Source organism: Streptomyces sp. NPDC047917, assembly GCF_043204345.1.
Classification (GTDB): Bacteria; Actinomycetota; Actinomycetes; order Streptomycetales; family Streptomycetaceae; genus Streptomyces; species Streptomyces sanglieri.
In genome coordinates this window covers 327,773-352,287 of the sequence record NZ_JBIDCA010000012.1, presented here as the reverse complement: position 1 = coordinate 352,287, position 24,515 = coordinate 327,773, and the positions used below count along the sequence as shown (strand labels likewise).

Below are 24,515 nucleotides of genomic sequence, written 5' to 3'. Positions count from 1 at the left end.
CCTGCACAACACGTGATCCAAGTGGAGGGAGAGACAATGGACGGCAGTACGGATCGCGGTACGTGGGCTGCGAGTCTCGAAGGCGCTGGTGCTCCGGAGATCGCCTTGGACCATCCGCGGCTCACCGCCCGCGACTACCGGCCCGGCAGCGAGTCGGTGAAGCTCTCCCCCGAGTCGTTGGCGAAGCTGCAGAATTCTGCCGCAGCCCCGGAGCTGGTCGTGTTGACCGCTTGGGCGGGCGTCCTGCACCGACACACCATGCAGACCGACTTCCTGCTGGGCCTTGACGTCCCCACGTTCTCCAGCTGCCTGGCGGAGCAGGTCGCCCATGCCCGCCCGCTACCGGCCGTCTTGCCGCTGAGGATTCAACTGCGTCCGGAGGCCTCCTTCCGGACCGAACTCAAGCGAATGCATGCCTCTTTGACCGATGCGCTGCGCGCCGCCGGGGCCCACGGCGTACCAGGTCCCGCTGTGGAACTGCGTGCCTTTGCCGGTGCTGCCCCAGCTGCGACGCTGCGGCAACACGCACCGGATACGGCTCTGCATCTCCACGACGAGCACTTGGAGTTGCGCTACAACGCGAGCCTGCTCACACGTGCCAGCGCCAGGTGGATGCTGCGTCACTGTTCCACGCTCCTCGAACACGCGTTGACCAAGCCGAACCAGGCGCTGCGCGATCTGCCCGTGCGAGAGAGCGATCCGGTTCCTCCCGCCTGGTCCCTCCCCGTCCCCGACGGTTACCTCGCCCCTCGTGTCCCGCAGCCTGGCGAGAGCCTGGTTGCGCGATTTGCAGCCACCGCCGCCACGCACCGGTCGCGTGACGCCGTAGCCGGGCCTTCGGGCACTCTGACCTACGGCGATCTCGACGATCTGAGTACGAGCACGGGCCGAAGGCTCAAGCGCGTCGCCGGCCCAGGTCGGCGAATCGGCTTGTTGTGCACGCACGATGTGAGCGGTGTTGCCGCCATCTGGTCGGTGCTCAAGGCAGGGGCGGCCTATGTCCCGCTCGATCCCCGCCAGCCCGACAGCCGGTTGTCACGCCTGCTTCTCGACGCCGAGGTCGATGCGGTCCTCTGCGACCCCGAGCTCGCCGATCGCGCCAAGTCGCTGGCACGCGGCAAACGCGTGGTCACGCTGGATACCTCGGTCACACCGCCGCCGGACACCGGCCCGGATCCCCAGTGCACCGATGTCTCGGTGGCGTATCTCCTGCATACCTCGGGGTCCACGGGGAGGCCGAAGGCCGTGGTGCAGAGTCACGGCAACGCCCTGGCTCACGCACTCACCTATGCGGAACGTCTGCGCATCGGCCCCGGCGACCACATCCCGCTGATGGCCCGCTACACCTTCGACGCCGCCGTCATGGATCTGTTCGGCGCCCTGCTCACGGGGGCGACCCTGCACGTGGTGGATGCCCTCCTGCCGGCACCCGACCTCCGGCGTCGCCTGGCCGAAGCACATGCCACGATCGTCCACTGCACGCCGACTCTCTTCCGGCATCTCATCGGTGACGTGTCTGGCGGGGCCCCTGGCGGTGCCATGGAGTTCGGTACGGTACGCGCCGTCGTGCTGGGCGGGGAGGAGGCCACCCAGCACGATCTCCGGGCCTTCCTCGGTGCCTTTCCGGCAACGAGTCTGCTGGTCAACGGACTTGGCCCCACCGAATGCACCATGGCTCTCCAGCACGCAGTGACCCGTGACGATCTCGGAAGTACCGGGCTTCCCGTGGGGCATCCTGTTGAGGGCGTCGAGGTTCGACTCATCGATCCCGATGGCCGCCCCACAGAAATCTTCGGGGAACTGGAGATCCGCAGCGAGCGCGTGGCCCTTGGCTATCACCGGCAGCCGGAGACCACGCGGACCGCCTTCGGTGTCGATGCCGCAGGGACGCGCTACTACCGCAGCGGGGATCTGGCCCGACGCAGGGCTGACGGAGCGTTCGCCTTCAGCGGCCGAGCCGACCGTCAGGTCAAGATTCGCGGACACCGCATCGAACCGGGAGAGATCGAAGCCGTCCTGCGCGGCCATCCGACCGTGGCGGAGGCCGTCGTCACTGTCGACAAGGAGCAGGCAACCCACAGGCTGGTCGGCTATGTGACGCCTTCGACCCCCTTCCTGCCCGATACGGAAGAATTGCACAACTACCTGACTCGCACGCTGCCGGAGTATGCGGTCCCGTGGCGTCTGCTGGCACTTGAGAAACTGCCACTGGGTCCCACCGGAAAGCTGGATCGCTCGGCGCTCCCCGCACCGGACCAGCTCGTTCCGGCCGAAAGCGAGGCACCTTCTTCGCCCACCGAAGTCGCCGTCGCCGCCGTGTGGTGCCGTGTGCTCGGCGTTTCGTCCGTGGGCCGCAATGCCAACTTCATGGCCAGCGGGGGCGATTCCATCAGCCTGCTGGAGGTTCTGACCTCGGTGAAGAGCGAATTCGACGTGGAAATCGACCTCATCGATTTCCTGTCCGTCCCCACCATCGCAAGAATGGCAGAGATGATCGAACGGGAGAGCGCATGCTGATCCTGCCCGAGCACCGAGCCCAGAGTTCACATACGCATCCTGATGCCGATGCCGTGACTCGGGTGCTGATAGGAAACGATTTCAGCGAAGACGTGCGCACCGACCGAGGCTGGACCGGATGGTGGGTACAGCGAATGATCTGGTTCGCGGAGGACGGCGACGTCCTGGTTCTTCCGGTACGGCCCGACGACGATCTCATGGAGTACATCACCGGTCTGACGGGAGTCCGTCGGAACACTTTGACCGTGGTCGTGCCGCCGGCCCACGAGGGGAGTGAGGGCACGCTTTCGGTTGCCCGCCTCGCCGACCCCGAGTTCATCGAATCTCTCGAAGAGGCGGTAGGAGACCGCGAAGTAACTCACCTCTCCGCTCTGTGGCCCGATGTTTCCGTTTCCCGTCTCGCTCGGGTATTGGGTGTCCAGGAGGCCATGCCGGGCTACGGGTTCGTCGACCAGGCCGGCGGCGTCATGGTCAATAGCAAGTCGGCCTTTCGGACGCTGGCGGCCGGCGTCGGCGTTCCTCTCGCTCCTGGCGCCGTCTGCACCAGCCGTGAGTCCGCAGAGGAGGCCATGATCGAGCTCCTTGCCGGTGGGCCGGTCGTCATCAAGCATGACTTCCTCTCAGGCGGGCACGGCAATGAAATCCTCACCCTCGGTGAACCTTTCCGCCCCATTGGCGCCCGTCGAGTCGTCGCCGTGGACAGCCGGGCCGAAGTCCGCTCCTATCTCGCCGAACACTGGGACTGGCTCAGCTCTTCCGGGCGGGGCAAACCCATCGTGGAACGCTACGTACAGGACAGCTCGGCATTCTTCGCCGAGTTCCTCATTTCTGATGAGGCCGTGGAGCTGACCGGAGACGGTGAACTCCTCTCAGCCCCATATGCCGTGGGTGAAATCATGCCGGCGCAGGCCCTGGAACCTGACGTTCTCGACCAAATAGTCGCAGGTGGCCGCAAGCTCGCTTGGGCCTTGCATGCGATTGGCTACCGGGGCGTATTGTGTCCCGATGCGATCGTCACGCCGGAAAGAGAAGTGCTTTTCACGGAGTACAACGGGCGCATCACGGGCTCTACCCACATCTACGGCCGCATCGGGAAGATTGCCGTCGGAGACGGATACGGCAAGGACCGCGTACTTCTCGAACGGGTCTGGCCCGAGGGCTGGCACACCCCATCATTCGCGGCTGCGCTGACCGACCTTGAACAGGCAGGCCTGGCCTATGATTCGCGCTCGCGCACCGGCGTCATTCTCACTACGGCCCACGACGGCAACAACGGCGTGATGTACTGCATTGCCGCAGAGAACATCGCTTCGGCCTGGGAATTGGATCGCACGATCAAACCTCTGTTTGCCAGGAATTCGCGCGAAAGGAGGTCCTGACCCGCCTCGATACGCATGCAAAACCCGCAATAAATCAGGTCGATATTCCAGTTGATCGGGCACAGCCTTTGCCGGTCCGGGCAATTTACAATTCCGCTGTGCGTATGAATCGAGTCGAGGAAAGGCCAAATAATGCCGAGTCATCACGATGTCATAGTCATTGGGAACGGCGCGCTGGGTTCGTCCATCGCCTTCGAGCTGGCCCGCCGGGGGATCAACGTGGCGCGGATCGGGGGCTCTGCCCGGCGACAGGCCGCGTCGACCGCGGCCGGCGCGATGCTCGGGTGCTTCGGGGAGGTCACCGAGCCGCTGATGTCCACCGAGCACGGCCGCTTCAAGCTGTCCCTGGACCACCAGGCGCGGCAGCTCTGGGCGGAGTGGCTCCGGGCGCTCTCGGACTATTCCGGCGACGAATCCGAACTGATCACCGCGGACGGCACGTTCATCTTCTTGAACTCCGTGGGCACAGCCGCGATCGACACGACCAACTTCGCGGTCATCGAGGCAGCCCTGAACCAGTACGACGAGCCCTACGAGTTGGTGGATGCCGAAAGCATCGACTGGATGGAGCCCAATGAGCTCTTCCGTCCGCTCCGTGCCCTGTACATGCCGCAGGAGCACGCCATCAACACCGCGCGGCTGTTCGAGAAGCTGGACACGGCTCTGCTCAAGGCCGGGGGCACAGTCGTCGAGGACCACGTCGCCTCACTCGTAGCCGAAGGCGATTCCGTGACCGGGGTGGTGCTCGCGAGCGGCCAGACGCTCACCGCCGGGCAGGTCATCGTGGCCGCGGGTGCACAGTCGGTGGATCTGCTCGCGGACCTGGAGGACGTGCATCGCAGGATTCCCCCGATGGTGAGTGGTTACGGTGTCTCGGCGCTCGTACGTACCAAGGACCGGTCGCTGCCGCGTTCGGTCCTGCGGACGCCGAACCGAGCGCTCGCCTGTGGCTTGCACTGCGTGCCCCGTGCCGACGGCGTGCTGTACCTCGGAGCGACGAACATCATCTCCGACGCTCCACGCGAACACGCCGATCTCAAGGACCTGAAATTCCTGGTCGACTGCTCCATCGACCAGCTCCACACGGACCTGGAGGAGGCCGCTCTGGTGGATGTTCAGGTCGGCAACCGGCCGATCCCCGCTGACGGCTACCCCTTGTTCGGAGCCACCGGCGTGCCCGGGCTGTGGATGGCGAGCGGCACGTACCGCGACGGTCTGCACCAGTCGCCGCTCCTTGCCCGGGAAATGGCAGACATGATCGAGAACGGTGTCGGCCAGGTGGCGGAGCTGAGGGACTTCGCACCCGTGCGTGCGCCGCTGGCCCCCGGAACCCGCGAGCAGGTGGTGTCCAGTGCCGTTTCGCACATGGTCGCCACCGGCTATGAGCGCAAGTGGAACATCACCGGTGAGTGGCCGGCCATCATCGAGGAGTCGCTGGCCAGGAAGTATCTCGACACGGCCAACGCCTTGGACGAGGAGTTCACCCCTCCCGCGGAATTCCTCGTGACGATGAGCGACCACAAGTGGGCAGCGCTGCGGCGCTACTACGCCGCATGGCGATGAGGGGCTCGAACGCGTGTGTTGCGTGAGCTGATTGCACTACTGCCGATCGCTTCGCAGCGCAGCGGACGGTGGTGGCAAGCGCGTTCCGGCCCTGCTGCCACCACCGTCACAAGGCCCTCAGCGCCCTTGCCACCTCGGTTCGCGCTTCTCGGTGAAGGCTACGGGCCCTTCGGTCGCGTCCTGGCTGTGCATGCGCCGATCCTCCCAGGGGTAATGCGCGGCGAAGGCGTCCTCCAGCGGCATCGTGACGGCCTTCGTCGCGGATTCCTTGATGGCGCGCACCGACAGTGGTGCACACCGCAGGATGTCGGTCACCCAACCGTCGACACAAGCATCCAGATCGGCAGGGGCGACGACCTCATTGACCAGGCCCAGTTCGAAAGCACGCCGAGCACTCAGGGAGCGGCCAGTGATCAGGTGTCCCAGGGCGGTCTTGAAGGGAAGCTGCCGGGTGAGCCGGAATACGCCGCCGGCGCCTGCTATGAGGCCCAGCTTCGCCTCCGGCAAGGCGAACGTCGCGTTCTCGGAGGCAACGATCACATCGCATGCCAGGGCGAGTTCGAACCCGCCGCCCATCGCGTACCCCTGGACCTTTGCGACCACGGGCTTGGTGAGATCGAACCGTTCGGTGAGGCGAGGCCAGCCCGGCTTGCCCCGGCTGCCAAAGGTGGCCGTGCCCGCAGTGCCGTCCCCGACGCGGCGAGCGAGTTCCTTGAGGTCCTGGCCGACGGAGAACGCCCTGTCCCCTGCTCCTGAAAGGACGGCAACCCAGAGGGCGTCGTCGTGTTCGAAATCATCCCAGACCGCAGCCAGCTCCTCATGCATCAGCAGATCCATGGCATTGAGTACCTCGGGACGGTTGAGTGTCACATATGCCACGCGGCCGGCCTTTGAGTATTTGACTCGAATGGAATTATGAACCATCTCTGCGTCATGTGACATGGCGTGGAGTGTAACGGCCCCGCCCCGACAAGAACATGGCAACTCAAACATTGCCCCTCATGTCCATGGGAGCGACACAAGTGAAGCTCGCTGAACAACTCACCGGAACCATCCCTCCTGAGATTATCGGAGTCGGTACCTCGGTACCTCCGACGACGTACACCCAGGAGGAGATCCTCAAGGAATTCAGCATCACTGATCCCCGCGTGAGGTCAGTATTTCTGAACGGTGCGATTGAGCGCCGGGGCCTGGTACTGCCTCCGCGCCAGGAGGACGGTTCACGCGGTATTGAAACGCAGGGGGAACTCCTCAAGAAGCACGTCGCGAACGGCATTGCGATGGGCCGAGAGTCGGTTGAAGCCTGCCTCAAGGACGCGAACGCGACGCTCGCGGATGTTCGTTACCTGTGTTGCGTAACCTCGACCGGCTTCATCACGCCCGGCTTCACTGCACTGCTCATCAAGGAGCTCGGCATCAGCCGGCACTGCTCCCGCCTCGATGTGGTCGGGATGGGGTGCAACGCGGGCCTCAACGCGCTGACGGCGGTCTCGGGATGGGCCGGCGCACATCCCGACGAGCTCGCACTGATGGTGTGCATCGAGGTGTGCTCAGCCGCCTACATTTTCGACGGCACCATGCGCACATCCGTTGTCAATAGTCTGTTCGGTGACGGCTCGGCCGCCGTCGCCGTCAGGACGGCGGGCCCGGACACACAGACGCATGTCGTGCCGCGTCCGCGACTGTTGAAGTTCTCCAGCTGCATCATCCCCGAAGCCGTGGATTCGATGCGTTACGACTGGGATGACGATCAAGGTAAATTCAGCTTCTACCTCGACCCTGAAATTCCCTACGTGGTCGGCGCCCATGCAGAACTCTCGGTCGACCGACTTCTTCATGGAACCGGCTGGCGTCGCTCCGACATATCCCACTGGATTGTTCATTCTGGCGGCAAGAAAGTGATCGACGCCGTGCGCATCAACCTGGGACTGACGCGCCAACAGGTCAGACATACAACGGGAGTCCTTCGTGATCACGGGAACCTGTCAAGTGGTTCGTTTCTCTTCTCCTATCGGCGGTTGGTCGACGAATCGGTCGTCGAACCCGGAGACCGAGGGATATTCATGACCATGGGGCCTGGGTCGACGATTGAAATGGCCCTGGTGGGCTGGTGACCAAAGAAGGAGTGCAGCTGATGCAGAAGACCGTCGACCTGGGTAATCCGCCGGCCGACCTCGCGATCACACTGGAAGTCGATGGAACTCGGACGCTTGCAGAACTGACTGCTGCGCTCAACGGGATCTGCGAACAGGCGGAGGACCGAAAAGGTGAGCACGTCATCGTCGTTCTCCGGTTAGAGGCGTCCGCCACTGAGTCACGGGCCTGGCCCGGCCCGGCCGGCATTCAAGAAGTCAATCGCTGGGAGCGCGCGGTACGTCGTCTGGAGAGCCTCGCTGCCATGAATATCGCCGTCGGGCGTGGTGCGTGTGGCGGGCCGGCGTTGGATCTGCTGCTTGCTGCGGACTTCCGTATCGCCACGCCGGATCTGCTGCTGAGGCTGCCCGTCAACGACGGCCACTTCTGGCCCGGCATGGCGCTGTACCGACTCGTGCAGCATCTCGGCCTGTCACGTGCCCGCCAGATCGTTCTCTGGGGCGGCGACATCCCGGTGGCCAGGGCTCAGGAACTGAGCCTGGTCGACCAGATTGCCGACGACATCACAGCCGCGGTGCACACCGCGACCGTTCTGATGGGTCGCATCTCCGACCAGGAACTCGCTGTACGGCGCCGGCTCCTGCTGGAGGCTTCCTCCGCCGACTACGACGACGCCCTGGGAGTCCAGCTGGCGGCATGTGACCGGGAGTTGCGTCGCCTACGGGACGCGGCCGATGGCGCCATCGATGACCGGGAGTCCCGCGAATGAGCCCTCGACTCGCCTCGGCCCGCCTCTCATGGGACGTGCCTGCCCCAAAGTTCACGGGCGTACTGAGGACCGACGCCGCCCTGCTCACCGCCTATGTGCAGGCGGGAGAGCACCACTTGGGGCTCCTGCCTCCGCGACCTCACCGTGCCGGCGATCAGCAGCCCGGAGCCGAGCACATCCTGGCGCTGACCCGCGCCGCACGCCGGGCCTTCATCACCCTGCACACCACCGAGATCTACGACCAGCTCACGGATGACCGCACGCGGTACCTGCGAGTCGACGCTCTCCTGGCTGCCGCAGCGGAGAGCTTTCCGGGGCTGGTGCCGGATCAGGCTCAGGTGGTCGCTGAAGCAGCACGGATCCAGGCACACAAGGACGGACGGGAAGTAGATCAGGCAATGTTCTGCGGAGCCGTGCTGCGCTCTGCGACCGCGGGTACCCATCTGATCGAGGCCATGCTGCTGCCGACGGCCGGGGCCTGCGAACTCTTGGAAGAGTTCCGCAGAGTCGGCCGGATCGCGCTGAGCACCGTCGTGGTCGAGCGCAAGGGCCAGGCCGCCTACGTCACTTTTCGCAACGCCCACTGCCTCAACGCCGAGGACAACCGGCTGATCGCCGACCTGGAAACTGCGGTTGACGTGGTCCTGCTCGACGATCAGGTGCGTGTCGGAGTACTGCGCGGAGGGGAGGTGGATCACCGCCGCTACGCAGGCAGACGCGTCTTCAGCGCCGGGATCAATCTCAAGGATCTGAGGAACGGTGACATTTCGTTCGTGGATTTCCTCCTGGGCCGGGAGCTCGGCTACATCCATAAGATGGCGCGGGGCTTGCTCGTCAACCCGGCTGAGGCCGCCTGGGCCGACCGATGCACGTCGAAGCCCTGGGTGGGCGCCGTCGAGTCCTTCGCCATCGGCGGTGGCATGCAGTTGCTGCTTGTGCTCGATCGCGTCATCGCGGAGAGCGAGGCCTTCTTCTCACTTCCGGCCGCCGAGGAAGGCATCGTGCCGGGCCTTGGAAACCTACGGCTCACACGCATGGTGGGGACTCGGCTCGCCCGGCAGATCATTCTGCAAGGCCGGACCATTCACGCCAAGGACCCGGAAGCCTCGCTGATCTGCGATGAAGTCGTGTCATCCTCCGGAATGGAGAGTGCGATCGACCGGGCTGTGCAGGAGCTCAGCGCACCCGCGGTCGCGGCCAACCGCAGCATGTTGTTTCTTGCTGAGGAACCTTTGGACCTCTACCGCACATACCTGGCCGAGTTCGCGATAGCCCAGGCAAGTCGTGCCTACAGCCCCGACGTCCTGGACAAGGTCGAACGGCGGTGGCAGCAATCACAGACCCGGAATTGAGCCCCCCAGTGCCTTCGCTCTCCCTCGATCAACTGCACGACTCCCTCAGCGATCCTCTTCTCGGGTCCATCAGCTTCCTCAACGAGGTGATGGGACGCTACCCGGACGCCATCTCCTTTGCGCCGGGCGCACCACACCCCTCCATTTTCACGGAGATCAATATTGACTCCTACACCCGGCGATTCATCGCGCATCTCGTACAAGGGCGGGGTCTGACGGAAGCTCAGGCGCGTCGGACGATGTTCGAGTACGGCCCCAGCCGTGGCCTCATCAACGACCTGGTCACGGATGCACTGCGGCGCGACTACGGGATGGACATTGATTCCGACTCGGTGGTCATCACTGTCGGCGCACAGGAAGGGATGCTCCTTTCCCTTCGCGCTCTGTGCGCAAAACCGCAGGATGTCCTCGCCGTCGTCAACCCATGCTTCGCGGGCATCGCCGGTGCGGCTCGGGTGCTCGGACTCCCCGTCATTGGTATCGATGAATCCTCCGCGGGAGTTGATCTGGATGCCTTGCGCCAGGAGTGTCGGGCCGCACGTCATCGCGGACAGCGCATTCGTGCCTGTTATGTAGCCCCGGACTTCTCCAATCCAGGCGGCAGCCGCATGCCGCTGGAGAACCGCCGCAGCCTGCTGGAACTGGCGGAGCGGGAGGACTTCTACGTCCTTGAGGACAACGCCTACGGTTTCACTGCGCCCACCGCCGCCGAGATTCCGCAGCTCAAGGCCCTGGACGTCGGCCGACGCGTGGTACACATCGGAACGTTCGCCAAGGTGTGCTTCCCCGGCTCGCGGGTCGGCTACGTAGTCGCCGACCAACCGGTCCAGGCCGCCGGCGGAACCCAACTGCTGGCGCATCACCTTGCCGCACTGAAAAGCATGGTCACAGTCAACACGTCACCACTGGGCCAGGCGGTGATCGGCGGCATGCTCCTTGAGCATGGCGGTTCCTTGCTTGAGTTGAGCAGCAAGAAAGCAGCCCTCTACCGACGCAATCTCGCCCATCTCTCCCACGCCCTGGACCAGAATCTCGGAGACGTCCACCCCAGCATCCGATGGAATCGCCCCGAAGGCGGATTCTTCATCCGCATGGAAATCCCCATGCGTGCGGACATGAATCTGCTTGAGGTATCGGCCGCAAAGTATGGCGTGCTCTGGACCCCTATGAGCCAATTCTATCTGGGATCCGCCGGAGACTGCGAAATGCGTCTTTCGTGCAGCTATCTCACGCTGGAGGAGATCGATGAGGGGGTGCAGCGCCTCGCAAGTTTCCTGAAGAAGGAAACATCGCAGCCTCGTCGCTAACACACAGCCGAGCAGGAGCGGGAGAATTGCGTAGCATTTACATCTCGTCCATCCGATATGTCTATGGTGAGCGCCGAAAGGTATCCGAGCTCGCCGGCTCGATCCAGACAGATATTCAGCCGCTGGTGGAGGAGATTGTCCATTTCCGCGAGAGTGACTCGGAAATCAAAGAGCTGGCACGGGATGCGGCTGCACAAGCGCTGGCGGGTGCCGGAAGGGAGCCTGATCTGATTGTCTATGTCAGCGAGAACGACCCGGACAGCTCCGCATCCCTGGCTCATCTCGCGGATCGCCTGGACCTTCCGACGACCGAGTACCTCGCCGTCTCCGGCCACGACTGCGGCAACCTGGCACCAGCACTGCGGATGGCGGGCGACGCGCTGCACTCAGGCCGACATCAGAGGGTGCTGCTGATTCTGGCCGATCGAGCGCCTTCGCAGCGCCGCATCATGGCGAGCGGCTTGTCCGTCTTCAGCGACAGTGCTGTTGCCTGCCTGATCACGGCTGCTCCTGAAGGGCCCGGGCAACAGCTACGGATAGACGCTGTGGTGCAGCAGACCATCGTCCAGCAGAACGGCCACCCAACGACACAGGACGGGGTGATGGCCACGGTCGGAGTTGCCTCCAAAGCCATGCAGGCACTTCTGACGACTCTGGGCGTTGAACGCGAGGAGTTCGAGTACGCCGTGTTTCCCAATTACCGACCCGCAGCGCAGAGGTTCTTGATGGCGGCTTTGAAGCTGCCGGCGGACAAGCTGTTGCTCGGTCCCATCACCGAATTGGGGCACTGTTTCTCCGGAGACATCCTCATCACACTGCACCGGCGCGCCGGCTCAGGCGCACTCTGCGTGGGGCAGAAAACCCTTGCGTCAGTCAGTGGACCGCATTCTTGGGCGTCAATGGCCGTCACCATCGTTCAAGGATCCCCGGAAGAGGGGAACACGTCTTCGCCCCGCCGGCAGTAACAACGATCCGACAGATTTTCTCAACGTGGACCGAAAACGACGAGGCAATCATGGACATCTATTCTGTCACCCCGGAATCGAGTAGCCCGCACCACACTTTTCAGCAAGATTTCCTCACTCGGGTGCGCGACACCTCTCTTCAATGCGAGCTGGCCGGCTGGTCAGGGATCTTGGTCCCGCATAATCTGCATGAGGTCGACCCCTGGATTGTCGCGGCGTATCTGGGGTCGGTGACCCGGACACTGATTCCACTCATCGCTGTGCAACCCTCCTCGTTGCCTCCTCAGACTGCCGCCTCGATGGCCGCTGCGTACGCAGCGCTCTACGGCCGACCCTTGCATTTCAATCTGGTCGCGGGCGCACGGGACGATGAGCTCCGACAGACCGGTGACACCCTGACACATGATGAGCGTTACGAGCGCATGCGCGAGTTCGGACGCATCCTCCGTTCGCTTCTTCAGGGAAAGACCGTCGACCTGGAAGGCAGCCACTACCAGTTCCGCAATTTCAAGCTTGAGCCGCGGCCTGACGTCCTCTCAGAGTGCAAACTGTTCGTCGCCGGCTCTTCTCCTGCCAGCGTCAGCGTTGCGAAGGACATCGCCGACGTAGTGGTCACTCACCCCGCTCCGTACGAGGAATGGGTAGAGACATTCCTCAAGCCATTGCGCGCGGAGGGCTACACGGGAGAGTTCGGTATCCGAATCGGCTTGATACCTCGGGATGATCGGGCAGAGGCCTGGCGTATCGCGTACGACCGCTTCCCGCAGACCTGGCGCAGCAGACAGGAGACACTCCTGAAAACGCGATCACAGAGTGCATGGTCACGCCAACTGGCCACACAGTCAGTCGCGGAAGAAGAAGTCGGAGCCGACGGTATCGGTAGCGACCCCTACTGGCTCGGGGCTTTCCGAAGCAGTCGCGCGAGCGCTCCCTTCCTGGTCGGCTCGCACACCGAGGTGGGCGAGCGGCTCGGTCAGTATGTGCGTGCCGGGGTGGGGCATTTACTGCTCAACGGTAGTTACGAGAACGACTACAGCGATATATCTCGTGCGGTAGCGGAAGTTCAGCTCAGCACTGCCGGTACAGAATCTCTGGACGATCAATAGGAAGCGCGAGGCATGTCACAGATACGCGAACACGTGGCCAAGATCTGGATGAACCTTCTCAAAGTCGAGGAAGTGGCCGACGACTCGGACTTCTTCGACAGCGGCGGAACCTCGATCACCGCTGTCTACTTTGCCGCTGACATTCAGGACGAGTGTCAGCTCGCTGTCGACGCGGTCGAAGTTATTCTGAACCCCAAGTTCGGCGAACTTGTAGCTCTCGTTCGAGAGCGATCCGCCGAACAGAAGAGGAAGGGAGTGTGACGTGGGCGCCACCCCTGGAAAACTCGTGCCGGTGGATTACGACGGGCGAATTGCGGTTACTCCGAATCAGGAGGAACGGCTCCGAGCCAACGGAGCCCGTAAATTCCTGGTGATGGGAAACCTGAGATTATCGGGGATGCTCAATGTGACCGCTCTTGAAGAATCACTGATTCGTCTTCTGTCTCGGCACCGGTATCTCGGGGCTACCTTTGGTCTTGATTCCGCTGGGCATTACTGCACAATGCAACATGCTCCGCACATACGTCTCAGGCGGATGAAAGTACCGGATGACATCCCGGTTTCCGGGCGCTACGAGGCGGGGCTCAAGCTCGTCTCGGATGTGGCAGGTGAGCCGTTCAATATTCTTGGCGAGCCTCTGTTCCGGGCCGTGCTCATCGAATTGAGCAGCACAGATCACCTCCTCAGCATCACCATGGACCATGTTCTGTCGGACGGTCTTTCGCGCGATATCGTGCTGCAAGATCTTATTCAGCTGTACAGACAGGCGGTAGGGCACGAGGGAGGCGCCCTGCCTGATTCCCCGTTCGGGTTCCCTGACTATGCGACATGGCTGATGAACTACCTGCGAGGGCCCGCCGGTTCAGCAGCCGTAAAGGAATGGAAGGACCGCTTGGCGGGAGTGGGGCCAATTCCTCACTCCCGCCTGATGGACCCTGACGCCCCTGGCGGGGAGCCGCGTGGCGCCTGTCTCGGTATTTCGGTGAAGGGGAGTGCCAAATCGAGACTGGGAGCCGCGCTGAGGAGCGAGCACCTGACGACGGGCACGCTGGCCGCAGCGGCACTGAAGGTTGCGGTGGCGGGAATGCGGAGGGAGCAGGGCGATTCAGATCCCGGTGATGTCGCGATCATGGCGTCGGCGGAGAATCGCGCCGTGCGGGAAATCCGAAATGCGGTGGGATATTTCGCCACGCCGATCACGCTTCGAACCGACCTCACGGGCAACCCGACGGTGCTCAAGTCGCTGAAATTGATGCAAGAGACATCTTTCCATGCGCTGAAGCACCAGCAAGTTCCCCATTCACTGCTCGTGCAAGAAATGGATGCGTCCCTCTATGGCGTGAGGCATGCGGCGGACCTGGACTCTGCGCCGCCATATGTCAACTTCGACCATGCGACGATCGGTACAGCCCGGACCGAGAAGGCCGGCAATCTGCTGATCTCACCCTTCAGTCTGCCGAATCCCTCCATTTCCATTCCGCGCGGCGGTATACGGATACAGTCCCTGGAATCGGCTGAAGAGTTCCGATTTGAGATCTATTATCGGGGGGACAGGTACGGTTCGCCTTGGATTCAGCGGATGCTTGAGCGTGCAGGAAGATTCATAGACCTCGCGGCATCTGCCCCCTGGAGTCCGGTGGAAACCGTGATGGGGTAGCCCGGACGGGCGCGGATGACAAGCAAGTGCGGTGCGATCACGTTCGTCACCGGCATGAGGACACCTAATGTAATGCGCCGGAAATCAGAGGCGAAAGCAGCTGAGTGCTGTCCCGCAATTCCTGGTGGATCGGCGTGCGGCGCCGGATGCGGTGCGTCGCAGGGCGAGGGACGCCCGAATGCTGGATGTGTTCGGGCGCCCTGCCGACGCGGCGAGGTGCCGTAGCTGTCGTCGTGCGCCCGCTCCAGGAACTTTTCAGGGACTTTTCAGGGACTTTCAGCGCTGCCAGAGGGGCATGGGAGGGACTCTCAGCCGCCTCAGAAGCAACAAGGATCACAAAGGGCCTCCGACGCGGGTCGGAGGCCCTTCTTGGTGCAAAACCGCAGGTGGCGGCAGACGAGTCGGGCTGTACGCCGGGTTCTGTCGCCCGGTCGCCTCGCGGCGGCCGGGGAGACGGCCATCCATCTAGGACCGGCATTGCTGCCGGTCTCGTGCGGTCTACCCGCGAACTCGGGCGGGCAGCCCTCGAACATTCGCGCAGGGCCGTCCTGAGACGGCCCCTCTTGACCTTGCTCCGGGTGGGGTTTACCTAGCCGCCTGAGTCACCTCAGGCGCTGGTGGTCTCTTACACCACCGTTTCACCCTTACCGGGGACCGAAATCCCCGGCGGTCTGTTTTCTGTGGCACTGTCCCGCGGGTCACCCCGGGTGGCCGTTAGCCATCACCCTGCCCTGTGGAGCCCGGACGTTCCTCGGGGAGATCCGAGGATCCCCACGCGGCCGTCCGCCCGGCTCGTCTGCCGTGCCGACCATGCTACCCGGCCGCCGGGGGGCGCCGAACGGGACCGCGCTCAGATGAGTTTCCCGGTCTCCAGGTCGAAGGCGAACGGCGCCGGGAGCGTGAGCCGCTTACCGAACGGGATCGTGCAGTGCTGGCGGTAGTCGTCGCCTTCCGGATCGCTGAACAGCGTCACCGAGGACTGTTCGCGGTCCACCAGAAGGCAGAGCGGGATGGGGCCGCGGGCGTAGCAGTGGCGCTTGTCCGTGCGGTCCGCCCGGGGCTTGGTCGAGGTGACCTCGACGACGAGGGCCACCCCCTCGCACGGCATCCAGGGGTCGGCGCCCCGGTACAGACGAAGTTCGGTGGGGGCGAAGGTGCTGCCGGGAATGACGTGGTTCTCGGGACAGCGTCCACCGCTTGCCAGCTTCAGTCCCTTGTTCCCGGAAAAGTCCATATCGGTCCGGGCCAGTCTGATCACCTGCTTCATGATCAGACTGATGTAGTCCTCGTGGTCCCCGTCCGGCGGCGGCGTCACGACAATCTCCCCCTCGATCAGCTCGGCCCGGAAGCCCTCCGGCGTATCCAGCGCCAGGAAGCCCTCCAGCAGGACGTCCGCCTGCGTGAGCGGTTCGTGCGGCATGGCAGTCATGTCACGCCCCTTCCCCGGTCGCCCGCCAGATTGGGGCATCGTTCGACCCGCCGTCCGTGAGATGGGATTGCGCCCCTCGATCGTGGCACAGGCGGGTACGGAGTTCACGGACACCGAGGGGTGCGGTGAGTGCTTGACCTTGTCGCAGCGTCAAGGTTTCTACTGGCCGTATGCGTATCGGAGAGATCGCCGCGCTCGTCGGGGTCACCTCACGGACGATCCGGCACTACCACCACATCGGCCTGCTTCCCGAGCCCGCGCGCCGGACCAACGGCTACCGCTCGTACGGCGTGCGGGACGCCGTGGTGCTGGCCCGGATCCGGCGGCTCAGCGAGCTGGGGCTCGGGCTGGACGAGGTGCGGGACGTGCTCGGGGACACGGAGGGGCGTGAACTCATGGAGGTACTGGCCGAGTTGGACGCGGATCTGGCCCGGCAGGAGGCCGGGATCAGAGAGCGGCGGCGTCGGCTGGCCGCGTTGCTGGAAGCGCCGGTCTCCGACGCGGAGACCGTGCCGGACGCGCTCGCCGAGCTGCTGGGCACGGGGCCGCCGACCGGTTCGCCCTCGGCCGACCGGGATCGCGAGCACCTGACGCTGCTGGACGCGGCGGGCATGGGCGGTGAGGTCCGGGGCGCCTTGATGAGGCTGGCCGAGGACCCGGCCGTACCCGTGCTGTACGAGCGGCTGGACGCGTTGGCCGGGGCGCCGGTGGGCGATCCGCGGATCGTGCGGCTCGCCGCCGATCTGGTGGCCGCCGTGCCGGGCGAGGTGCTGGCGGCGATCGGTTCGGACGGGCCGGTCGTTCCGGGGTTCGGGGAGGCCCTGCTCGACGACTGGGCGCCCGCCCAGGCCGAGGTGGTGCGCCTGGTGATGGCCGGTCTGGCCGAGCGCGTGGCGGGGACCGGCAATGAAGCGGGCACGAAAGACAACGGGAGTACGGGAGACGAGGGGAGTACGGGATGAGTGTGCGGGTCGGTCGGTGGGCCCTGGGGGGCGTGATGGTGGCCGAGGTGGTGCTGGTGGGCAGCCTGGCGGCCGGGGTCCGGGTGCCGGCGGCGGTGCTGCTCGGGGCCAGGGTGTCGGCAGCGGCGATGCTCGGGGTCGAGGCCGTGGTCCTGGGGCGGCTCCTGCGTGCGGGACGCCGTGCCGGGCTCGGGTGGCGGGACGCGTTGGCGGCGGCGCTGCGCACGGTCGTACCGGAGCGGGCGCGCCGGCTCGCCGCGCACGAGATGCGCACCCTGCACAGTCTCGGGCTGTGGCTGCGGGGACGGCGGCACGGTGTTCCCATGGGTGCCGTCGCCGTCGCGTACACGGGCCCGCAGACCGCGATGATGTACGGCCTGCTCTTCGTCTCCGTGATCGAGACGGTGATGCTGGCACTGCTGATCCCCTGGCCCCTCGTGCACGGGATTCTGCTGGTGCTGGACGTGTACGGGGTGGTGTTCGTCCTGGCGCTGCACGCCTCGTGCGTGACCCGGCCGCATGTGGTGGACACCGACGGGGCACTGCGGCTCCGCTACGGCGGTCTCTTCGATCTGCGGATCCCCGCCGACGCGGTCGCCGGGGCGCGGGTCGAACGGCGGTTCCCCGAGGGCGGTCCGGTGCGGGCGGGCGCGGACGGGGTACTCGATCTCGTCGTCGGCGGGCAGACCACCGTGAGCGTGGAGCTGACCGCTCCGGTGGAGTTCGTACGGCCGCTGGGGAAGCGGGGCCTGGCGCGGGCGGTCCGGTTCCACGCGGATGATCCGGGCGCGGTGGTGGCCGCGCTCGGACGGGGGCGCAAGGACGCCGGGTGACCGCGCTCGGACGGGGCCGGGAGACGGGTACCGGGGCTGGGGCCGGGGTCCAGGTCCAGGTCCGGGAGCCGGGGCCGAGGTCGGGGCCGGGGCCGGGGTCCAGTGCCGAGGGCCGGAAGCCGGGGCCGGGGTCCAGTGCCGAGGGCCGGGTACCGAGTACCGGGGCCAGGGCCGGGTACCGGAAGGCCGGGGCACTCGGCATCCTCACGCCTCAGCCCTCACGCTTCATGCCTCACGTCTCACGCCTCACGCCTCACGCCTCACGCGGGGGCGAAGAGCACCTTCGACGAGCCGGGGTCCGCCTGGGTCAGCCTGACCCGCAGCCGCTCCCCCAGCGGGAGTTTCGTGTCGCCGCCGTCGATCCGGGCGACCACCGCCGGGTCGTCGATGTGGACGGTGCCGGTGGTGGGTTCCTGGTCCGCCACGTCGACGACGTACGCGTCGAAGATCTCGCCGATCCGGTCCTTGAGCAGCGCGGCCTCGACCAGGTCGACGCACTCGCGCTCGACGGTGTTGGCGCGTCTGGTGCCGTCCGCCATCTCCTTCGGCAGGCCGGGCAGCGCGGCGCGTACCCACTCCGGCGGTTCCCGTTCCGCGACGGCGGCCAGGCACAACTCGGCGGCGTACCGGTCCACCAGGCGGCGCAGCGGGGCGGTGCAGTGCGTGTAGAGGTCGGCGACGGCGGCGTGGACGGCGGGGGTGGGGAGTTCACCGTGGTCGAAGACGGTGTAGCCGGCGCCGCGCAGCAGGGTGGTGCACTCCTGGAGGAACGCGGCGTGGTCGGCCCTGCCCGGGTCGAGGGAGCGGACGACCTGGGCGTACGGGACGTGGTGCGGCCAGTCGATGTGCAGTGCGTCGGCCGAGCGGCGGAGCCGGGCCACGGCGCCGTCCGGGGCGACCGGCAGCGTGCGCAGGATGCCGGTGCCGGTCTCGGCCATGAGGTGGGCGGCGGCCATGCCGGTCAGCAGGGAGAGCTGGGCGTTCCAGCCGTCGGCGGGCAGCGGGGCGCGGAATTCGAGGCCGTACGTGCCGTCGTGCGCGACGATCTCCTGCTCGGGCACGTTGAGGGAGATGCCGCCGCGGACGACCTCCTGCTCCTCGCGGAGCCGTCCGATGTCGCGGAGCAGGGCGAGGGACTCCTCGGCGGTGCCGGTGTCGATCTGCCGCTGGACGCCCGCGTAGTCGAGTTTGGCGCGGCTGCGAACGAGGGCCCGGCGCACCGAGGCGGCGACGACCCCGCCCTCGGTGTCGAGGTCGATCCGCCAGAGCGCGGCGGGGCGGGTCTGCCCCGGCAGGAGGCTGGCCGCGCCCTCGGAGAGCAGGGTGGGGTGGAGCGGCACCTTGCCGTCGGGGAAGTAGAAGGTCGTCACCCGGCGGTGGGCCTCGGTGTCGAGCGCCCCGCCGGGGCGTACGAAGGCGGCGACGTCGGCGATGGCGTAGTGCACCCGGTAGCCGTGCCGGCGGCGTTCGAGGTGCATGGCCTGGTCGAGGTCGGTCGAGGTGGGCGGGTCGATGGTGAGGAACGGCAGGTCCGTCGCGTCCTCGTGGGCCGATACCGCCGGGTCCTTCGCCGCCTGTGCCGCTTCGGCGAGGACCTCGGCCGGGAAGTCGTGAGGAAGGCCGAGCTCGGTGCGCAGTTCGCGCAGGGACGCCCTCAGCGGGGTGTCGGCCGGCCCGGTCATGCGGAGATGGCGGCGGGGCATGGACCGAGCGTAGGTCGGGGCGGGACGGGCGGCATCCCGGGCGGCGGCGTGGGAGACGACGTGGCCGGGCGGCGGGCCGGACGACCGGGTGGTGGCGCGGAAGCCGGCACGGCCGGACAGCGGCCCGGGCGGCGGCGTGGCCGGACGGCGACCCGGACGACCGGGTGGCGGCGCGGAGACCGGCGCGGCCGGACACCGGCCCGGGCGTCCCGGGCGACGCGGCCGGCGGCGGCGTGGCCCGGTGGTGGCGTGGCCGGGCGGCGGACCGGGCGGGCGCGCCGTCCCCGTACGCTGGCGCGGGGGAACCGGTCCCGCCCCCGACCGTGCGTACGAAGGAGAACCGCCGTGCTCGTGCTGTTGCCGCCCTCCGAAGGAAAGGCCGCCTCGGGGCGCGGTGCTCCCCTGAAGCCGGAGTCGCTGTCGCTGCCCGGCCTGGCCGAGGCGCGGGCGGCGGTGCTCGACGAGCTGGTCGAGCTGTGCACGGCGGACGAGGAGAAGGCCCGCGAGGTGCTCGGGCTGAGCGAGGGGCTGCGCGGCGAGATCGCGAAGAACGTGGAGCTCCGGACGGCCGGGACGCGTCCGGCCGGGGAGATCTACACGGGAGTGCTGTACGACGCGCTGGACCTGGCCTCCCTGGACACCGCGGCCAGGCGGCGGGCCGGGAAGTCGCTGCTGGTCTTCTCCGGGCTGTGGGGCGCCGTGCGGGTGGGCGACCGGATTCCGTCCTACCGCTGCTCGATGGGCGTGAAGCTGCCGGGGCTGGGCGCGCTCGGGGCGTACTGGCGTGACCCGATGGCGCGGGTGATGCCGGAGGCGGCCGGCGACGGGCTGGTCCTGGACCTGCGGTCCTCCGCGTACACCGCTGCGTGGAAGCCGAAGGGCGAGGTGGCGGAGCGCACGGCGAGCGTGCGGGTGCTGCACTCCCAGCTGGTGGACGGGGTCGAGAAGCGGTCGGTGGTCAGCCACTTCAACAAGGCGACGAAGGGGCGGCTGGTCCGCGACCTGCTGGTCTCCGGCACGCGTCCGAAGGGGCCCGCGGAGCTGGTGGAGGCCCTGCGCGAGCTCGGGTACACGGTGGAGGCCGAGGTTCCGGCGCGGGCCGGGCGGGCGTGGTCCATCGATGTCGTGGTGACGGAGATCCACTGAGCCGACGGCCTCCTCACGGCGGGCACCGTCGCATCGCGCGCGTTGCATCATGCGCAACGCTCATTGCGTACGGTGCGTTCGGCGCGGCAAGATGAGCGCATGACCTCCTCTGTGCTGGACCTCGCCCCCGTCGTGCCCGTAGTCGTCCTGGAGGACGCCGCCGACGCGGTGCCGCTCGCCCGGGCCCTGGTCGCGGGCGGCCTCCCGGCCATCGAGGTGACGCTGCGCACCGCCGCGGCACTGGACGCGATCCGGGCGATCGCGTCCGAGGTGCCGGACGCGGTGGTCGGCGCCGGCACCGTGATCTCCGGGCGGAACGTCTCCGACACCGTCGCCGCGGGCGCCCGGTTCCTGGTCAGCCCCGGCTGGACGGACCGGCTGCTGGACGCGATGAAGGCCTCGGGGGTGCCGTTCCTGCCGGGCGTCTCCACGACGTCCGAGGTGGTCGCGCTGCTGGAGCGCGGGGTCACCGAGATGAAGTTCTTCCCGGCCGAGGCGGCCGGCGGCACGGCGTACCTGAAGGCGCTCTCCGCGCCGCTTCCGCAGGCCCGGTTCTGCCCGACCGGCGGCATCTCGCTCGCCTCGGCGCCGTCCTACCTGGCGCTGCCCAACGTGGGCTGTGTGGGCGGAAGTTGGATGGTCCCGGCCGATGCGGTCGCGGCGAAGGACTGGGCGCGGGTGGAGCGGCTGGCGAGCGAGGCGGCGGCGCTGCGCGGCTGATTCCCGCGCCGGCGGCCCCAGTTGTCCTCCCGCCCCGCTGCCCGCGGCACGGTTGTCTTCCCGGCCCGCCCCGCTCCCCCCGCTTCCCCGAACCGGGGCTCCGCCCCTACCGCAGGTGTGACGTGTCGTTCAGCAGCCTCACCGACGCGTTGCCGTCCGCGTAGTACGCCACCGCGGAGACCGAGGCCGCCGAGAGTTCCATCCGGAACATGGCCTCCGGCGGGGCGCCCAGTGCCAGCCGGACCAGGGTCTTGATCGGCGTCACATGGGTGACCAGCAGGACCGTGCGGCCCGCGTAGCGGGTGGTGAGGCGGTCGCGGGTGGCCGAGACGCGGCGGGCGACCTCGGCGAAGCTCTCGCCGCCGCCGGTGGGGGCCACCTTCGCGGAGGCCAGCCAGGCGTCCAGGTCGGCGCCGTACCGCTCCCGTACCTCGGCGAACGTCAGCCCTTCCCAGGCGCCGAAGTCCGTCTCGCGCAGGCCCTCCTCGATCCGGACCTCCAGACCGAGCCGGGCCGCCACCGCGGCCGCCGTCTCGCGGCAGCGGCGCAGCGGGGAGCTGACGATCTCCTCGACCGTGCCGCGGTCGGCCAGCGAACGGGCGATGCACTCGGCCTGGTGACGGCCGGCCGCCGAGAGTTCGGGGTCGCTGCCGCCGCTGCCGGAGAAACGCTTCTCCGGGGTGAGGGCGGTCTCGCCGTGCCGGAGCAGCACGAAGGTGGCGGGCGCCCCGAGATCGGGTGCCACGCCCCAGCCGACCTGCGGGGTCGCCGGGGAGGCCGCGGCCGGCCTGGAGGCCAGGGCCGCTCGGGCCTTCGCCGCGCCCGCCGCCGCGTCACCGGGCGGGCCGGAGACCGGCGGCAGGGCCGGGGCCGCCGAGGACCGGGGGGTGTCGAGGGAGGCCGTGGACGCCGACGGCTCCCACTGCCTGCCGCGCTTGCCCGCGTCCATCGCCTCGTTGGCGAGCCGGTCCGCGTGCTTGTTCTTCTCGCGCGGGATCCACTCGTACGTGACGGCGGAGGCCGGCAGGATCCTGGCGGCCTCCGCCGCGAGCGGCTTCATGTCGGGGTGCTTGATCTTCCAGCGGCCCGACATCTGTTCCACGACCAGCTTGGAGTCCATCCGGACCCGCACCTGGAGCGCGCCGTCCGCCGAGGCGTCCGGCACCAGCGCCTTCGCCGCCCGCAGGCCCGCGATGAGGCCCTTGTACTCGGCGACGTTGTTCGTCGCGACGCCGATGTACTCGGCCGCCTCGGCGAGGGTCTCCCCCGTCACCGGATCGATGACGACCGCTCCGTAACCGGCGGGCCCGGGGTTGCCCCGGGATCCGCCGTCGGCCTCGATGACGAACTGGCGCGGCTGGGTCATTACAGGCCCGACTCCGAGGTGCGGACCAGGATGCGGTGGCAGTTCTCGCAGCGCAGGACGGTGTCCGGGGAGGCCGCCTTCACGTCGTTGACCTCGGTGATGTTCAGTTCGAGGCGGCAGCCCTCACAGCGGCGCTGGTAGAGGCGGGCGGCGCCGACCCCGCCCTGCTGGGCGCGGAGCTTGTCGTACAGCTTCATCAGGTCGGCGGGGACGGAGCCGGCGACGACCTCGCGCTCCTTGGTGACGGTCGCGGCCTGCTCGTCGAGCTCCTTGGTCGCGGCGTCACGGCGGGCCGTCGCGTCGTCGGCCTTGGCCTGGACGGCGGAGACCCGGTCGGACAGTTCGGTGACGCGCTCCTGGGCGGACTCGCGGCGCTCCATCACTTCGAGGACGACGTCCTCCAGGTCGCCCTGGCGCTTGGCCAGCGAGGCGATCTCGCGCTGGAGGCTCTCCAGGTCCTTCGGCGAGGTGATCGCGCCGGAGTCGAGACGCTGCTGGTCGCGGGCGGCACGCTGGCGCACCTGGTCGACGTCCTGCTCGGCCTTGGTCTGCTCGCGGGCGGTGTCGCTCTCCTCGGTCTGCGAGGCGACCAGCAGGTCGCGCAGTTGCGCGAGGTCGTTGGTGAGCGACTCGATCTCGGCGTGCTCGGGCAGCGACTTGCGCCGGTGCGCGAGCTGCGACAGGCGTACGTCGAGGGCCTGGACGTCGAGAAGTCGGATCTGGTCGGCGGGCGCGGCGTTCAGTTGGGGGCTCCAGAAGAGTGGTGGGTGGTGGTGGTCCAGGGGTCGGTGACCTGCTTCGAGACATGGACCCGCAGGTCCCATCCGTGGCGGTCGGAAATCGCGTCGAGCTGGGCCGCGGCCTGCTCGCACCAGGGCCATTCGGTGGCCCAGTGGGCGGCGTCGATCAGGCCGAGCGAGGAGTGCTGGACGGCTTCGGAGGCCGGGTGGTGGCGCAGGTCGGCGGTGAGGAAGGCGTCGACCCCCGCGGCGCGCACCGCGTCGAAGAGGCTGTCGCCGGATCCGCCGCTCACGGCGACGGTGCGCACCGTCGCCGCCGGGTCACCGGCGAGCCGGATGCCCTGCGCGGTGGCGGGCAGCCGGGCTGCCGCGCGGGCGGCGAACTCGGCCAGGGTCTCCGGGTGGTCGAGCACGCAGATCCGGCCGAGGCCGCGCCGCCCCTTCGGGTCGGACGGGTCCGGTACGAGGGGGCCCTCGACGCGCAGGTCGAGCGCGCCGGCCAGGGCGTCGGAGACGCCCGGGTCCGCGGTGTCGGCGTTGGTGTGCGCGACGTGCAGCGCGATGTCGTGCTTGATGAGGGTGTGCACGACCCGGCCCTTGAAGGTGTCGGCCGCGACGGTCGTCGTACCCCGCAGGTAGAGCGGGTGGTGGGTGACGATCAGCTGGGCGCCGAGCCGGATCGCCTCGTCGGCGATCTCGTGGACGGGGTCGACGGCGAAGAGCACGCGGTCGACGACGGCGTCGGGGTCTCCGCAGACGGTGCCGACCGCGTCCCAGCCTTCGGCCCGCTCGGGCGGCCAGAGAGCGTCGAGCTCGGCGAGGACATCAGACAGACGGGGCACAAGCAAAGGCTACCTGCCCTCCGTGCCCCGTCGCCCATGGCTGTGGCGGTCCGCGCGGACCGCCA

At 67.3% G+C, this 24,515-nt stretch carries 21 protein-coding genes and 1 other RNA gene; 15 read left to right on the top strand and 7 right to left on the bottom strand.

Annotated elements, in window-relative coordinates; all coding sequences use genetic code 11:
* Window positions 1-36 precede the first annotated feature (36 nt).
* The 3 genes from ACGF8B_RS29430 (at window position 37) to ACGF8B_RS29420 (ending at window position 5,459) form a co-directional block, all read left to right on the top strand.
* The gene (locus ACGF8B_RS29430; protein ID WP_392744661.1) at window positions 37-2,517 is read left to right on the top strand and encodes an amino acid adenylation domain-containing protein; all 2,481 of its coding nucleotides are present in this window, start codon (window positions 37-39) and stop codon (window positions 2,515-2,517) included.
* Window positions 2,511-3,896 carry a peptide ligase PGM1-related protein gene (locus tag ACGF8B_RS29425; protein ID WP_392744496.1) on the top strand — a complete coding sequence of 462 codons (1,386 nt, stop codon included), beginning with the start codon at window positions 2,511-2,513 and terminating at the stop codon, window positions 3,894-3,896. The genes ACGF8B_RS29430 and ACGF8B_RS29425 overlap by 7 nt, the downstream gene beginning before the upstream one ends.
* A 132-nt stretch (window positions 3,897-4,028) precedes the next feature.
* Complete coding sequence (locus ACGF8B_RS29420) at window positions 4,029-5,459, top strand: NAD(P)/FAD-dependent oxidoreductase (RefSeq protein ID WP_392744495.1); 1,431 nt, start codon at window positions 4,029-4,031, stop codon at window positions 5,457-5,459.
* Window positions 5,460-5,576: 117 nt separating this feature from the next.
* On the opposite strand, the gene dpgD is transcribed toward ACGF8B_RS29420, so the two are convergent.
* Entirely contained in the window at window positions 5,577-6,401 is an 825-nt protein-coding gene (dpgD, locus tag ACGF8B_RS29415) for an enoyl-CoA-hydratase DpgD (RefSeq protein ID WP_392744492.1), read from the bottom strand.
* Between the two features lie 65 nt (window positions 6,402-6,466).
* Here dpgD and dpgA point away from each other — a divergent pair, with 65 nt between their 5' ends.
* The 8 genes from dpgA to ACGF8B_RS29375 are packed head-to-tail and all read left to right on the top strand — an operon-like array spanning window position 6,467 to window position 14,709.
* Window positions 6,467-7,573, top strand: coding sequence for a 3,5-dihydroxyphenylacetyl-CoA synthase DpgA (dpgA, locus tag ACGF8B_RS29410; protein WP_392744659.1), 1,107 nt, complete (start codon window positions 6,467-6,469; stop codon window positions 7,571-7,573).
* A 20-nt stretch (window positions 7,574-7,593) separates the two neighbouring features.
* On the top strand, window positions 7,594-8,322 hold the full coding sequence (gene dpgB / locus ACGF8B_RS29405; RefSeq protein WP_392744489.1) for an enoyl-CoA-hydratase DpgB: 729 nt from the start codon (window positions 7,594-7,596) through the stop codon (window positions 8,320-8,322).
* Window positions 8,319-9,674 (top strand): (3,5-dihydroxyphenyl)acetyl-CoA 1,2-dioxygenase DpgC, encoded by a 1,356-nt coding sequence (dpgC, locus tag ACGF8B_RS29400; RefSeq protein ID WP_392744487.1) that lies wholly within the window; start codon window positions 8,319-8,321, stop codon window positions 9,672-9,674. Before dpgB ends, dpgC begins: the two co-directional genes overlap by 4 nt.
* Complete coding sequence (locus ACGF8B_RS29395; protein WP_392744485.1) at window positions 9,647-10,981, top strand: PLP-dependent aminotransferase family protein; 1,335 nt, start codon at window positions 9,647-9,649, stop codon at window positions 10,979-10,981. The genes dpgC and ACGF8B_RS29395 overlap by 28 nt, the downstream gene beginning before the upstream one ends.
* A 26-nt stretch (window positions 10,982-11,007) precedes the next feature.
* A complete protein-coding gene (locus ACGF8B_RS29390; protein WP_392744483.1) occupies window positions 11,008-11,946 on the top strand; it encodes a hypothetical protein in 939 nt (312 codons plus the stop codon).
* Window positions 11,947-11,996: 50 nt separating this feature from the next.
* Complete coding sequence (locus ACGF8B_RS29385; RefSeq protein WP_392744482.1) at window positions 11,997-13,052, top strand: LLM class flavin-dependent oxidoreductase; 1,056 nt, start codon at window positions 11,997-11,999, stop codon at window positions 13,050-13,052.
* A gap of 12 nt (window positions 13,053-13,064) precedes the next feature.
* Window positions 13,065-13,313 (top strand): phosphopantetheine-binding protein, encoded by a 249-nt coding sequence (locus tag ACGF8B_RS29380; protein ID WP_392744480.1) that lies wholly within the window; start codon window positions 13,065-13,067, stop codon window positions 13,311-13,313.
* Window position 13,314: 1 nt separating this feature from the next.
* Window positions 13,315-14,709, top strand: coding sequence for a condensation domain-containing protein (locus tag ACGF8B_RS29375; protein ID WP_392744478.1), 1,395 nt, complete (start codon window positions 13,315-13,317; stop codon window positions 14,707-14,709).
* 393 nt (window positions 14,710-15,102) lie between these two features.
* Here ACGF8B_RS29375 and rnpB read toward each other — a convergent pair.
* Window positions 15,103-15,504: RNase P RNA component class A (rnpB, locus tag ACGF8B_RS29370), an RNA gene on the bottom strand.
* Between the two features lie 55 nt (window positions 15,505-15,559).
* Window positions 15,560-16,129 carry a Uma2 family endonuclease gene (locus tag ACGF8B_RS29365; protein WP_392744657.1) on the bottom strand — a complete coding sequence of 190 codons (570 nt, stop codon included), beginning with the start codon at window positions 16,127-16,129 and terminating at the stop codon, window positions 15,560-15,562.
* Between the two features lie 179 nt (window positions 16,130-16,308).
* Here ACGF8B_RS29365 and ACGF8B_RS29360 point away from each other — a divergent pair, with 179 nt between their 5' ends.
* Together ACGF8B_RS29360 and ACGF8B_RS29355 are read left to right on the top strand one after the other, a co-directional pair.
* Entirely contained in the window at window positions 16,309-17,100 is a 792-nt protein-coding gene (locus tag ACGF8B_RS29360) for a MerR family transcriptional regulator (protein WP_392744476.1), read from the top strand.
* Window positions 17,097-17,933: a hypothetical protein gene (locus ACGF8B_RS29355; RefSeq protein WP_392744474.1), complete on the top strand. Its 837-nt coding sequence runs from the start codon at window positions 17,097-17,099 to the stop codon at window positions 17,931-17,933. Before ACGF8B_RS29360 ends, ACGF8B_RS29355 begins: the two co-directional genes overlap by 4 nt.
* Window positions 17,934-18,193: 260 nt before the next feature.
* On the opposite strand, the gene ACGF8B_RS29350 is transcribed toward ACGF8B_RS29355, so the two are convergent.
* Complete coding sequence (locus ACGF8B_RS29350; RefSeq protein ID WP_392744472.1) at window positions 18,194-19,636, bottom strand: RNB domain-containing ribonuclease; 1,443 nt, start codon at window positions 19,634-19,636, stop codon at window positions 18,194-18,196.
* Between the two features lie 345 nt (window positions 19,637-19,981).
* Here ACGF8B_RS29350 and yaaA point away from each other — a divergent pair, with 345 nt between their 5' ends.
* Complete coding sequence (yaaA, locus tag ACGF8B_RS29345) at window positions 19,982-20,782, top strand: peroxide stress protein YaaA (RefSeq protein ID WP_392744470.1); 801 nt, start codon at window positions 19,982-19,984, stop codon at window positions 20,780-20,782.
* A 99-nt stretch (window positions 20,783-20,881) separates the two neighbouring features.
* A complete protein-coding gene (gene eda, locus ACGF8B_RS29340; RefSeq protein ID WP_392744468.1) occupies window positions 20,882-21,502 on the top strand; it encodes a bifunctional 4-hydroxy-2-oxoglutarate aldolase/2-dehydro-3-deoxy-phosphogluconate aldolase in 621 nt (206 codons plus the stop codon).
* A gap of 106 nt (window positions 21,503-21,608) precedes the next feature.
* Here eda and ACGF8B_RS29335 read toward each other — a convergent pair whose 3' ends face one another.
* Genes ACGF8B_RS29335 through ACGF8B_RS29325 form a run of 3 tightly spaced genes read right to left on the bottom strand, consistent with a single transcriptional unit; the run spans window position 21,609 to window position 24,450 of the window.
* Window positions 21,609-22,868 (bottom strand): bifunctional RNase H/acid phosphatase, encoded by a 1,260-nt coding sequence (locus ACGF8B_RS29335; protein WP_392744466.1) that lies wholly within the window; start codon window positions 22,866-22,868, stop codon window positions 21,609-21,611.
* Window positions 22,868-23,611, bottom strand: a complete 744-nt coding sequence (locus tag ACGF8B_RS29330) for a zinc ribbon domain-containing protein (RefSeq protein ID WP_392744655.1) — start codon at window positions 23,609-23,611, stop codon at window positions 22,868-22,870. The genes ACGF8B_RS29335 and ACGF8B_RS29330 overlap by 1 nt, the downstream gene beginning before the upstream one ends.
* Window positions 23,608-24,450: a Nif3-like dinuclear metal center hexameric protein gene (locus tag ACGF8B_RS29325; protein ID WP_392744463.1), complete on the bottom strand. Its 843-nt coding sequence runs from the start codon at window positions 24,448-24,450 to the stop codon at window positions 23,608-23,610. Before ACGF8B_RS29325 ends, ACGF8B_RS29330 begins: the two co-directional genes overlap by 4 nt.
* Window positions 24,451-24,515: the final 65 nt, after the last annotated feature.